Source organism: Pirellulales bacterium (genome assembly GCA_019694435.1).
Lineage (GTDB): Bacteria > Planctomycetota > Planctomycetia > Pirellulales > JAEUIK01 > JAIBBZ01.
This window is the reverse complement of sequence record JAIBBZ010000007.1, coordinates 115,688-127,647: the sequence shown is the minus strand read 5'-3', so window position 1 is coordinate 127,647 and position 11,960 is coordinate 115,688. Positions and strand designations below refer to the sequence as shown.

Annotated in this window: 11 protein-coding genes; 7 read left to right on the top strand and 4 right to left on the bottom strand. The window is 65.3% G+C overall.

Annotated features, from left to right (window positions below):
- Positions 1-4: 4 nt before the first annotated feature.
- A complete protein-coding gene (locus tag K1X74_08365; protein MBX7166351.1) occupies positions 5-340 on the bottom strand; it encodes a hypothetical protein in 336 nt (111 codons plus the stop codon).
- A 368-nt stretch (positions 341-708) separates the two neighbouring features.
- On the opposite strand from K1X74_08365, the gene K1X74_08360 reads away from it, so the two are divergent.
- From K1X74_08360 to K1X74_08340, 5 genes are all read left to right on the top strand, one after another.
- A complete protein-coding gene (locus K1X74_08360; protein MBX7166350.1) occupies positions 709-1,422 on the top strand; it encodes a pyridoxine 5'-phosphate synthase in 714 nt (237 codons plus the stop codon).
- Positions 1,423-1,549: 127 nt separating this feature from the next.
- Complete coding sequence (gene dapA / locus K1X74_08355) at positions 1,550-2,437, top strand: 4-hydroxy-tetrahydrodipicolinate synthase (GenBank protein ID MBX7166349.1); 888 nt, start codon at positions 1,550-1,552, stop codon at positions 2,435-2,437.
- Positions 2,438-2,446: 9 nt separating this feature from the next.
- Positions 2,447-3,598 carry a glycosyltransferase family 4 protein gene (locus K1X74_08350; protein MBX7166348.1) on the top strand — a complete coding sequence of 384 codons (1,152 nt, stop codon included), beginning with the start codon at positions 2,447-2,449 and terminating at the stop codon, positions 3,596-3,598.
- Between the two features lie 66 nt (positions 3,599-3,664).
- A complete protein-coding gene (locus K1X74_08345) occupies positions 3,665-5,041 on the top strand; it encodes an aminotransferase class III-fold pyridoxal phosphate-dependent enzyme (GenBank protein MBX7166347.1) in 1,377 nt (458 codons plus the stop codon).
- On the top strand, positions 5,038-5,757 hold the full coding sequence (locus K1X74_08340; GenBank protein ID MBX7166346.1) for a creatininase family protein: 720 nt from the start codon (positions 5,038-5,040) through the stop codon (positions 5,755-5,757). The genes K1X74_08345 and K1X74_08340 overlap by 4 nt, the downstream gene beginning before the upstream one ends.
- Before the next feature lie 70 nt (positions 5,758-5,827).
- On the opposite strand, the gene K1X74_08335 is transcribed toward K1X74_08340, so the two are convergent.
- Together K1X74_08335 and K1X74_08330 are read right to left on the bottom strand one after the other, a co-directional pair.
- Positions 5,828-7,492, bottom strand: a complete 1,665-nt coding sequence (locus K1X74_08335) for a hypothetical protein (protein ID MBX7166345.1) — start codon at positions 7,490-7,492, stop codon at positions 5,828-5,830.
- A 74-nt stretch (positions 7,493-7,566) separates the two neighbouring features.
- Positions 7,567-9,264: an Nramp family divalent metal transporter gene (locus K1X74_08330; GenBank protein MBX7166344.1), complete on the bottom strand. Its 1,698-nt coding sequence runs from the start codon at positions 9,262-9,264 to the stop codon at positions 7,567-7,569.
- A 249-nt stretch (positions 9,265-9,513) separates the two neighbouring features.
- On the opposite strand from K1X74_08330, the gene K1X74_08325 reads away from it, so the two are divergent.
- Both K1X74_08325 and K1X74_08320 read left to right on the top strand, forming a co-directional pair.
- Positions 9,514-10,293 (top strand): SDR family oxidoreductase, encoded by a 780-nt coding sequence (locus K1X74_08325; GenBank protein MBX7166343.1) that lies wholly within the window; start codon positions 9,514-9,516, stop codon positions 10,291-10,293.
- A complete protein-coding gene (locus K1X74_08320; GenBank protein MBX7166342.1) occupies positions 10,287-11,402 on the top strand; it encodes a DSD1 family PLP-dependent enzyme in 1,116 nt (371 codons plus the stop codon). The genes K1X74_08325 and K1X74_08320 overlap by 7 nt, the downstream gene beginning before the upstream one ends.
- Before the next feature lie 31 nt (positions 11,403-11,433).
- Here K1X74_08320 and K1X74_08315 read toward each other — a convergent pair whose 3' ends face one another.
- Entirely contained in the window at positions 11,434-11,898 is a 465-nt protein-coding gene (locus tag K1X74_08315; GenBank protein MBX7166341.1) for a hypothetical protein, read from the bottom strand.
- Positions 11,899-11,960: the final 62 nt, after the last annotated feature.

The following is an 11,960-nucleotide window of genomic DNA, read 5'->3' as shown; positions in this document are numbered from 1 at the left end:
CAGATCAAACGTCGAGCACGGGTTCGCCGACGTAGAGCTGCAGCACCTGGCTTTGGACCTTGATCGCTCGAATGAGCACCCACACCTGGTCCATGGTGAATTTTTCGGGATCCGAGCTGGCCAACTGTTCGAGCTCTTCGGTCATCGCGGCGTGCTGGTCGGTAGCCGCCTGCAGCCGGATACCCATTTCCTGCCAGGCTTTGGCCAGGTTCGAATCTTCCGTCAGCTTTTCCAGGTTGTCGACGTAGTTGGACAACAGCAGGCACAGCCGCGCCACATCGCGCGGCAAAGCTCCGGGCTGCATCTCTTCGATCTTGGCGGCTAAGTCGTGACAGGTGATCATGGCGCAGGCTCTCGAAAGGCGTAGATGCAAAGTCTGGGTGCGAACCAAGCAGCACGGAACCGTGTCGGGTGCGTCAAGTAGCCCCCTGGACTGCTCCGCCTCGGCCGTGCGAAAGGCTCCGCGGTCCGCACCGGCTCGACAGACAACACCGCGAACGCGGCGAGCACGAGCACGAACCAGCCTTCCGTTCGTGGCGGCGACCAGGCCAAAAGACGAGTCAGGCCCTCGCCGCCGCGACTACAAAACTTTAGCTCAAGTTTTTGCGCGGACCGTCGACGGGCCTGCCCTGCGACCTTCGCGCCCGGTAAAACATTCGTGGTCGGCCGCAAACTTGGAACAACCGCTTTTTTCGGAGCAACCCGCCCATGGCCCTGTTGGGTGTGAACATCGATCACGTGGCGACCGTCCGCCAGGCACGGCGCACCAATGAGCCCGATCCGGTTTGGGCAGCGTCGCTGGCCGAGCTGGGCGGCGCCGACGGGATTACGCTGCACCTGCGCGAGGACCGTCGCCACATCCAGGAACGGGACCTGCGCATCGTGCGCGAGACGGCCACCGTGCCGCTGAATCTCGAATTGGCCTGTGACGAAGAAGTGCTCGCCCTGGCGTGCCGATATCTGCCACACCAGGCCACGCTAGTGCCCGAGCGCCGCGAAGAAGTGACCACCGAAGGCGGACTCGACGTGGCCGGCCAGAAACAGCGCGTCGCTGCCGCGGCAGCGCGGCTGCGCGACGTGGGGATCGAAGTCAGCCTGTTCATCGATCCTGATCCGCGCCAGATCGAGGCCTCGGCCGCCCTCGGCGTCCAAGCCGTCGAGTTGCACACGGGCCGCTATGCCGAGGCCAAGACCCCGCGCGAAGTGGCTGCCGAATTGGGCCACCTGCGAGAAGCCGCCGCGCTCGTCCAACAGACCGGCCTGACTCTCCATGCCGGCCACGGGCTGACCTACCGCAATGTTCGCCCGGTGGCCCAACTGCCCAACGTCTGCGAATTGAACATCGGTCACTCGATCATCGCCCGTGCGATCATGGTTGGCCTGAACGAGGCCGTCCGCGAGATGAAACGTTTGATTTCGTAGGGCGGCTCGACGTGCCCTGGCTCGTCAAACCCTACGCGAACCCCAAAAAAGCCGCTAAGATGCTCGCCAGTGAGGTTGCCCAACAAGAGATCGGATGCAACCGGCCATACGGAGAGGCATACCCTATATGACCACCAAAGGCGAAGCGTTTGCCGGGCTCGGAGTCGCACTGACGACACCCTTCAAAGAAGGCCGTTTCGACGCCCAGCGGCTACGCGAGCAAGTCGAGTTCCAGATCCAGGCTGGCACGAATTTCTTGTGCCCGATGGGCACCACCGGCGAGTCGCCGACGGTGAGCCATGAAGAGCACGACGAGGTCATCGCCGAGGTCGTGCAGGTGGCCGCCGGCCGCATCAAGGTCATGCCAGGCACCGGCAGCAACAGCACGGACGAAGCCTTGCGGCTGACCAAATGGGCCGCTAAGGCAGGTGCCGACGCGGCGCTGGTCGTCGCCCCCTATTACAACAAGCCCACGCAGCAAGGGCTGTACGAACACTTCCGCGCCTTGGCCGAGGCGGTCGACATTCCCATCTGTGTCTACAACATCCCCGGCCGGACAGGGCGAAATATCGAGCCCGAGACGATCATCCGCCTGGCCGAATTGCCCGGAATCGCCGTGGTCAAGGAAGCAACCGGCTCGATGGATCAGGCATCGCAGATCATCGGCAATACGAATCTCACGGTGCTCTCGGGCGACGACAGCCTGACGCTGCCGCTGTTGTCGATCGGCGGTCGCGGGGTGATCTCGGTCGTCGGCAATATCGTGCCTCGCGACATGCTCGCGCTGCTGCGTGCTTTTGACGAGGGGAACATCGCCGAGGCCCTGCGTTGGCACAGAAAGCTCTTTCCTCTGTGCCGCGACATGCTCGGCCTGTCGACGAATCCCATTCCGATCAAGGCCGCGATGAAGATGCTCAGCCGCGACACTGGCGAGTTGAGGATGCCGATGACGCCGCTGTCGCGCGATGAGGAAGCCAAGCTGCACAAGACGCTCACCGCTTACGGCCTGCTGTAGGTCGGCCACATGCCGCGCGTGCTGTGGCTGTTCGAACTCGCTGCACTCAACGGCGCCGAAAGATCGCTGTTGGCCTGTCTGGCGCCACTCCGCGCCACCGGCTGGGAGATCCTCGCTGCGGCGCCCGCGCAGGGGCCGCTTGCCAGCTTGCTCGCCGCGGAAGGCGTGCGAGTCTACCCGCTGACCGGCGTTGGCGTCGAAGCGCCGCGACGCACGCCCGAATCGATCGGTGCCGAGATCGCCTCGATTCTGGACACGGCACGCCCCGATCTCGTGCACGCCAACAGTCTGGCCATGGGGCGACACGCGGCCGCGCCCGTCCAACGCACGGGCCGGCCGAGTCTCGTGCATTTGCGCGATATCGTCGGGCTGAGCCGGGCCGCGGTAGCCGCCCTGAACACACATCGGCGCCTGCTGGCCGTCTCCTCGGCCACGCGCGAGTTTCATCTGGCACAAGGCATCGAAGCAGCGCGGTGTCACGTCCTCTACAACGGCGTTGACGAACGGCAGTTTCGCCCCGGCCCGGCGACGGGCTATCTGCATCAGGAACTCGACTTGCCGCGATCGGCCAAGCTCGTCGGCAACATCGGTCAACTCGGGCTGCGCAAAGGGCAAGACGTGCTGCTCGACGCCTTCGCCGAGTTGGCAGCGGGTGATCCGTCCGCGCACCTGGTGATCGTCGGCGAGCGCCATAGCCGCAAGGCGGAGTCGATCCAATTCGAACAGGACCTGCACGACCGGGCCGCGGCTGCCGGGCTCGATGCGCGCGTGCATTTTCTGGGGCTTCGGGAAGACGTGGCGCAGATTCTGCCCGAGTTGACGGTTCTCGCCTCGACCGCGCGGCAGGAGCCGCTTGGACGGGTCTTGCTAGAAGGTGCAGCCTGCGGCTGCGCGATCGTCGCCACCGACGTCGGAGGCACCCGGGAGATTTTTCCGCCCGAGTCGAATTCGGCCTGGCTGATCGAACCGGACGACCCCCGCCGGTTGGCCCGGGCCCTGGCCGAATTGTTCGCGAGCCCTTCGCGACGGCAGGAGCAGGGAACGGCCGCCCGGCGGCGCATCGAGGAGTGCTTTACGATCGCCCTCTCGGCCGAGGCACTGGGCCGCCACTATCAGCAATTGATCGCCGCAGACAGCGCGGCAAGTTTCACGATCGCCTGACGGCTGGTAGATTCGGCCGACACACGGTCGCCTCACTCGATATTTTTCGGACCGAGCAACGCCCCTATGCCTGCCACACTCGTCGAATCCCCGATCGTGGCCGAATATCGCCGGCTGACGCCGCGATCGGCCGAGCTGGCGGCCAAAGCACGCCAGTTACTGCCCAGCGGCATCACGCACGACAGCCGGTTCTTGCAGCCTTATCCGATCTACGTGGCCCGCGCCGCGGGCTCGCGCAAATGGGACGTCGATGGACGCGAGTATGTCGACTACACCGGCGGACACGGGGCCTTGCTGTTCGGGCACAATCACCCGACGATCGTCGCGGCCATCGAGCGCCAGCTCCCCCTGGGAACGCATTACGGCGCCGGCCACGAACAGGAAATCGTCTGGGCCGAATGGGTGCACCGCTTGATGCCGAGCTGCGAGTGCGTGCGCTTCACCAGCTCGGGCACCGAGGCCACGCATCTGGCACTGCGCCTGGCGCGGGCCTACACGGGGCGTAACAAGATCATGCGTTTTGCCGGCCATTTTCATGGCTGGCACGATCACATGGCCTTCGGCGTCGGCTCGCATTTCGACGGCCGGCCTTCGATCGGCGTGCTGCGCGAAGTGGCCGACCAGATCGTGCTCGCGCCGCCCGGCGATCTCGAAGCAGTGCGTTCTCTGATGGACCAGCATGCCGACCTCGCCGCCGTGATCATCGAACCGACCGGCGCGAGCTGGGGGCAGCTGCCGGTTTTGGGCGAGTTCCTGCACGCGCTGCGGCACGAAACGGCACATCGCGGCAGCTTGCTGATCTTCGATGAAGTGATCAGCGGATTCCGCTGCGCGCCCGGCGGAGCCCAGCAATATTTCGGCATTCGCCCCGACCTGACGACCTTGGCCAAGATCCTGGCCGGCGGTCTGCCGGGCGGCGCCGTGGGCGGTCGCCGCGACATTCTCGACTTGCTCAGTTTTCCCGATCAGCCGGGGGAACGCGAAAAGGTGCCGCACCAGGGGACCTACAACGCGAACCCCCTGTCGGCCGCGGCCGGCATTGCCGCGCTCGAAATGGTGGCCACGACCGACGCCTGCGCGCGAGCCAACGAGTACGGCCGCCGCTTGCGCCTGGCGCTGAGCGAAGTGATCCGCGAACAGGGCGCCTCGTGGATCGTGTACGGCTCGTTTTCAGGGTTCCACATCTGGCCCAACCCCGAGCGGCTGCCGCTCTCGGCCGAACAAATCGAGGCCGGACACTACGACTACCGCGTCTTGAAAGCCCGGCCGCGCCCCGAGCTGTTGACCAAGCTGCGACTGGGCATGTTGATTCACGGCGTCGAAATCTTTTCCTGGCCGGGCGGACCGACGTCGGCCGTGCATACCGACGCCGACCTGGAGCAGACGGTCGGCGCGTTCGCCGCGACCTTGAAGATGCTGCGTGAGGAAGGCGAATTGATATGAGCGCTGCGCTCCCGGAAGTGGTCCTCGGCAAACTGACGCGCCGCGAATTTCGCGAACGGATGCAGCGCGGCGAGCTGCGCGCTTGCATCATTCCCACCGGGGCGATCGAGCAGCATCTCGAACATCTGGCCATGGAGCACGACTGGCGCAGCGTTACACACGTGGCCGCGGCCGCTGCCCGGCGGCTCGCACCCTCGACCTTGGTGGCCGGCGGATTAATGGCCGGGATCAGCGAGCATCACATGCGGCATCCTGGCACGCTCAGCCTGCGTCCCGGCACGTTTCTCGCCGTGCTGACCGACATGATCGACAGCATGCACCGTGCCGGGTTCGAGCACATCCTGGTGCTCAACGGCCATGGTGGGAACAACGCCCCGGTGCGCGGCTGCTGGAGCCAGTTGCAGCAACTGGCCGGCATCAATCTGCACTTTCTCCCTTATTGGGAAACCATCAGCGACGACGAGGCACGGTTGCATTTGCAGACCGGCATTCTGCCTGGCCACGCGCAGGAATTCGAGACATCGGTCGCTTTGGCCGAGTTTCCGGAGAACGTGCGGAAGGCCATCTGGACGGATCAAGCCGACCCCAGCCCCGCCTTGGCAACCGCGGCGGCGGGTCAAGTCCTGTTCGAATTGATCGTGGCGCGCGTCGCCGATTACGTGCGTGACATGATCGAAGGACGTCGCACGGCAGACATCCCGCCCTTCTTCCCCTAGCAGGACCGGCAGGGGCCTTCGAGACAGGCGTGCCCGACCCGCGCGGTGCAGGCGCTGTTCCAAGGGGCAACTAGCCGCGCGAGTCGTCGCTGGGCAGATCGAAGTCGGGCAGCTCGAATTCGGCGTCGGCCGGATCGAGCGACATCGGCTCGAGTTCGGCAGCTCGCTCATGATCTGCCGCTGCACCGTTGGTTGCATGCGCATCGTGCGCTCGACCGTTGGCCGGCGTGGCACCATTCGACGGCAAGCTGCCGCCGAAGCTATCCAACGAGATTTCGTCCCACTCGACCGGCTCAAAACCGCCGACACCTTCGGCGCCGGCTGCCGGCAGCTTGGGCGGCACGACCGGCGGCCGTGGTTCCTCGGGGTGCTGTTTCGCGCTGGGGCCCCACGGCGACGCACCCAACGGCGGCAAATCAATCTGCGTCGGGATGTATAGCGTCTCCACGCCGCTACGACCGCGGGTCGGAGGAGTCGTCGCGGCGGGCGGTTCGACCGGTGGCGGCAAGACCTCGTCGCGGACCGGCTGCGGCGGCGTCAGCGATTGGGGAAACGGCAGCAGCGCCGGCGGCGGCTCGGGCATCAGCAAGGTCGGCTCCGACGAAATATTCTCCGTCGGCGTCGAGAGGCGAACCTTGGATAGCGAGTCGTTGCCTTCGATCGAATCGACGGCGTTTAAATCGTCGATCGCATTGAGTTCGGGCTGCGGCGTTTGGCCACCCAGCCCGTCGACCTCCGCGGCTTCGAACTCAGCCAGTTCGGGCAACGAGAAGTCGTCCTCGGCCGCGGCAGCATCCAGAGGCGGCAGTTCAAGCATGTCGCCTGAGCCGAAATCGTTGTCCTCCGGCAGGTCGCCACTTTCCGCCGCGATGTCGTCTTCGGGCACGATGCCGGCGACTGAGGCGACGGGCTCGGGCGCGCCGGCGACCGTTGTACCGCCGGTTTCGAAGTCGAGATCGAAGGTCTCCGAACTCGCCGGTTCATCCGCCAGCGCGGGCTGCTCGAATGATGCCGCGGGCTCGTCGGCGAAGCCGAATTCAGGTTCCGCCGGAGCGGCTTCTGCAACCGTGGGTTCGTCGGGCGGCACATCGGCAATCGTGAGACTGCTTTCGCCATACTCAACCACCGTGGCGGCCTCGGGCAGTTCGATTTCGGCGCTCTCGCCGCTGAACGCATCGAGTGATTCTTCGGCAACGGAACTGGTCGCGTCCGCCTGTGGCGGTTGTGCTTCCGGAGCTGCGGGCGGCAAAGCGATCGGCGCCGCGACGGGCGGCTCGACCACGGTTTCCGCCGCGGGTACGGCGGCGCTCATGATGATCGGCGCGGCGGGCCCACTGGGCTCGGGACGGACGGGTTCGACTACTGGCGCGGCGACCGGCCCGGCAGCAAACGAAGGGGCGTAGAGCGATTGCGTTTGTTCGGCGCCGGCCGCTACACGAAACTCTTCAAACTTGGCGGGATAAGTCGGATCCAGCACCGTGCGGAACCGCCGCCAAAGCCGATCCATCTCCGGATCGGCCTGCAACCGCTCGACGCACATCCGGTAGGTGCCGGGGTCTTCGTACGCGTACAGCTCGAGCCATTGGTAAGGGTCGGCAGTCGATTGCAGGTAAGTCGGCAACCGATCGAAATACCGACGGTAGAGCTGGTCGGCCTGATGGCGGATCGCCAAGTACTCGTCGACCCTCGCCGATAAGACGCGGTACGAAAACGACTTGTAATACAGGTCGGCCAATGCTTCGTTCTCGTCCGCTAGGCTCAGGGTTGCCGGCCCTGGCCGCTACTCGGCATGACCCGACCAAAGGCCGATCAGCCGGGTCCTCGCAGGCTGTGCAAAGTGGTCACCGTCGCCATCGCCAGGAAGAAGATGGCTGATACGACCATTCCAATCCGCACAGCCCAACCCGGCCGCAAAGGCCGCGGAAGCAGGATCATGTTCACGGCCAGGGTGTGCAGGCAGCTCACCCCGAGCGCGTAGTTGTAGATCATCGTAGCATAATCCAAGAGCTTCTGGGGTGTGGCGAGTGACAGCAAAATCAGACCCAGCAGCGTAAACGCACCCAGTACTTGGAAGTACAAGTGCCGGATGTACTTGGGGTCCAGCGTTTGCAGCCGCCGACTGGCCGTCCAGAACACGTCGATCCAACGGCGAATCACCCCGTCGGCGGTCGTCGAAACGCTCGGGGCCAGCACGAGGAAACCGCACAGCAAGGTGAGAAACCAGAAAAGCTGCCCGGTGGCACTCCCTGACACCCGGGCCACCTCATCGCGGACCCCCGCGGCGGTCATCCCGGCGGCAGTCCATTTGTCGGCCGAGACGCCGCGCCCCAGGAACTGCACCGAGAGCATGCTCGGCAGGGCCAGGCCGATGAAGCAGGCCGGCATCCAGACACCCAACTGATCTCGCAACACGTGCCGATACCATCGCCGCCACCGCGGCAAGGACTCGGGCCCGGGGATGAAGACGGCCCCGACGTGCGACAGCGCGATGTTCTGGCCGCCGATCATGCTGGGAATCGCCCCGACGTGATAGCCCATCCCCCAGCCCTGGTCGCGGGTGAAATTGCTGATCGGGGTGTTGGTCAGTCCGCCGTTGCCGGCAATTGCGGCCAGCGCGCAAAACGTGGCAATCAGCGTGAAATCGATGCCGGGAAACGGCCGTCCTTGCCAGAGCGCCACAAAGATGTTGTCGAGATTCTCGCCGTCGAGCTTGCCGTCGCCGTCGACGTCTTTCCACGCGTCCGGCTTGCCGTCGCCGTCCGAATCGACCGTCGGCGACGACCCGGCCGGCTTTTCGTCGATGTCGAGCCGGCCGTCCCGGTCCCAATCCTCCCCCGGATCGAGCACGCCGTTGCCATTGCGATCCTCGCCGGAGCGGATGGGTACCGTGCCGAATTTGACAAAGCCGGTGAAAATCTCGCGCCAGGTGTCGAAGGTCGAGTAGCCGATCGCCAACACGAGCAAGAAGCCCAGCACGCTCAAGATCTTGAACGTCATGATGGCCTTCAGCGAGTTGTACACCTTGCCGCCGAAGAACAACGGCACCATCGCCAGCAGGAAAATGGCGTACGACAATCCCCGCAGCAACAGCTTTTCGCTGGGCACCACATCGGGCTGCGGCATATGTCCCAGCCAGAGCGCCGCCGCGGGCGTGGCAGCGCTGGCCGCGAGATACGGAAAGAACGACCCAAAGTCCAACAGCAGGTAGATCAGCAGCCAAAACCAAGGCCCGGGCAACGTGCGAAATTTGCCCGTGAAAATCGGTTCGCCGCTGTAAAGGGTGTACCGGCTGATTTCGCAGTTGTAGAGCACCTGGCCGAGGATGCTGAGCGTCGCCAGCCAGAGCATGGCGCCACCATACTTGGCCGTGACCACCGGCCCGGTGAGCCATTCGCCGCCGCCGATGGCCGATCCACCCATGAGCAGGCCCGGCCCCAGCATGGCGAACAGATAGCGCCAACGAAACACCGGCGGCGGAATCAGCTCGGCCACCGTCCACCGCGGCATTTGCCGCGATCCGGGCCAAGGCGCTTCGGCCTCCGCGGTCGTCGTTGTGTTTAAAGGCTGAACGGCCGCCGTTTCGCGCTGCATCAATGCACCGGGGTCATAAGCGACATCGGACCAGAAGGACGGGCAAGCAACGCACACCCGGCTAACAAAATGGCACGCTTACGAGCCCGCTGCAAGCAATCAGCCGGTATCGCCGCGCCGTCGCTTGCCGTTGACGGTCGCGCGGCGTAAGTTCGGCACTACATCATGGCCGTCCTCGATCAATTCCGTTTGACCGGTCGCAAGGCCGTCATCACCGGCGCCAGCCGCGGGCTGGGGTATGCCATGGCCCAAGCACTGGCAGAGTCCGGCGCAGAAGTCGTGCTCGCCAGCCGCGACTCGGCTGCGCTCGCCGCAGCGACCGAGCAATTGACCGGCGCCGGGCATCGAGCCCACGCGGTCGTGGCCGAACTCGTCGATGCCGCCAGCGCCGTGGCGTTCTGCGATCGCGTGCTGGCCGAGCAGGGCCCGATCGACATTCTGATCAACAACGTGGGCGGGCGGCGGATCAATTACCCGACGGAGGAGTTTCCCGAGGAAGAATGGTTGCGGATGCTCGACCTGAATCTGACTCAGGCGTTCGTCTGCACGAAGCGCATCGGCGGAGCCATGCTGCCGCGCGGCTGGGGACGGGTGATCAACGTCGGTTCCATTTCGGCCTTTGTGGCGGGCAAGCCGATGCGCGGCCGCTCGTACGAAACGGCCAAAGCCGCGCTGACCATGTTCACCAAGGCCGTTGCGGCCGATTGGGCGGCCTCCGGCGTCACGGTCAACGCCATCGCGCCTGGTCCGTTCTTGACCGATGCCAACCGCCGGTGGTTTAGCGAGCGCCCGGAGCTGCATGCCGAGATCGACGCCACGATCCCGATGGGCCGCATGGGCGACCCGGCCGAAATCGGTCCTCTGGCCGTATACCTGGCAAGCGAGGCGTCGAGCTATATGACCGGCTCGGTGCTGGTCATCGACGGAGGGCGGTTGTTGTGGTAACCGTGTTGCCCGAAACACACTCGGTCGGCACTGCGCTCGACGAGGTCGACACGCCGGCTTTGTATCTCGACCTCGATCGACTCGAAGCCAACATTCGCCGGATGGCAGAGTATTGCGCTGCGGCCGGAGTCGCCTGGCGGCCGCATGCCAAGGGGCACAAGTGCCCGCAGCTTGCCGCGCTCGAGATCGAGGCCGGCGCCATCGGTCTGACGTGTGCAAAGCTGGCCGAGGCCGAGGTCATGGCGGCGGCCGGAATTGAAGATTTGCTCGTCGCCAATCAACTCGTTGGCCGGGCCAAGCTCGACCGGCTCATGGCGTTGCGTCGCGTGGCCGACCCGATTCTGACGGTCGACCATCCGGCTCACATCGCGGCGGCCGGCGAGGCTGCCCGCGCCGCCGGCGTCGAGCTGCGCACGATCATCGAGGTCGACATCGGCCTGGCGCGCGCCGGCGTGCCGCCGGGCGAGCCTACGCTCGAGCTAGCCCAGGCCATCGATCGGCAGCCGGGCCTGCGCCTCGTGGGCTTGATGGGCTATGAAGGACACCTGCTGGCGCTGCCCGACCCGGCCGACAAGCGTCGCCAGATCGAGGCGGCCATTGCCCCCTTGATTGCGTCGCGCGATCTCTTGCTGCGATCGGGGCTTTGTTGCGACATCGTTTCCGCAGGCGGCACCGGATCGTACGCCATCACCGCACACCTGCCGGGAATCACCGAATTGCAGGCCGGCGGCCTGGTAATGATGGACGCCTATTATCGCCACGTCTGCAACGTCACCGGGTTCGACCACGCGCTCAAACTGGTGACCACGGTCGTCAGCCGGCCGGTGCCCGATCGGGCCATCGTCGACGCGGGGCGCAAGGCACTCAACGGCGAGTTGATCATGCCCGAGGTCGAGGGGCGCCCCGGCTTGCGGTTCTCGAAATTGTCGGCCGAGCACGGTTGGCTCGACGTCGAACCACAGGAACAGGGTCTCGCGCTCGGCGAGCGGCTGCACGTCATTCCCGGCTACAGCGATTTCACCGCCGTGCTGCACGACCATTTCCTGGCCGTCCGCGGCGGGCGCGTCGAAGCGATCTGGCCGCTGGCCGCGCGCGGGCGGCTCACCTGACGGCCGCCCGCGTGGCTTCCCCAACGAGACGCTACTGCTGCGGCTGTGCAACAGGGGCCGGTTCCGGCTGCGAGCAGCATGACGCAATCTGGCTGCCGTTGGCCGCATAGCACGCGCCACAGTGGTGGCAGCGGTACTCGACGACCCACTCGATCATCGGCACTTTGCGTTTGACCTCGGTCTTGACCGGGACCTTACGGGTCTTGATCCGCGCACAGGTTGGTTCCCAAATCTTCTGCTTGTAGCAGCCGCATTCGTCCTCGCCGCAGACCTCGCAGACTTTCTTGCTGCAGCCGGGAATGCACACGTCTTCACACTTCACGTCCCAGCAGACCTTGGTCACTTCCTTCTCGGTCCGCTTGGGCACGCACACCCGGCACAGTTCGCAGCCGCAGCAACCGCATTGGCCACAATCCGGCTCGCCGGCCACGAGCCAATTGCCGGCCACGGCAATGACCGCCAGCAGCCCGAGCAACGTCCAAGCTTTCGTACGCATAACCTGATTTCCTTGGCGAAGAGCCCTGAGGGAGGTTGCTTCCATTCCGCCGCGACTGGCTC

Coding starts and splice junctions, on each gene's coding strand:
- K1X74_08360 (MBX7166350.1), top strand. CDS start 709: ATGGCCCTGTTGGGTGTGAACATCGATCACGTGGCGACCGTCCGCCAG.
- dapA (MBX7166349.1), top strand. CDS start 1,550: ATGACCACCAAAGGCGAAGCGTTTGCCGGGCTCGGAGTCGCACTGACG.
- K1X74_08350 (MBX7166348.1), top strand. CDS start 2,447: ATGCCGCGCGTGCTGTGGCTGTTCGAACTCGCTGCACTCAACGGCGCC.
- K1X74_08345 (MBX7166347.1), top strand. CDS start 3,665: ATGCCTGCCACACTCGTCGAATCCCCGATCGTGGCCGAATATCGCCGG.
- K1X74_08340 (MBX7166346.1), top strand. CDS start 5,038: ATGAGCGCTGCGCTCCCGGAAGTGGTCCTCGGCAAACTGACGCGCCGC.
- K1X74_08330 (MBX7166344.1), bottom strand. CDS start 9,264: ATGCCGCGGTGGACGGTGGCCGAGCTGATTCCGCCGCCGGTGTTTCGT.
- K1X74_08325 (MBX7166343.1), top strand. CDS start 9,514: ATGGCCGTCCTCGATCAATTCCGTTTGACCGGTCGCAAGGCCGTCATC.
- K1X74_08315 (MBX7166341.1), bottom strand. CDS start 11,898: ATGCGTACGAAAGCTTGGACGTTGCTCGGGCTGCTGGCGGTCATTGCC.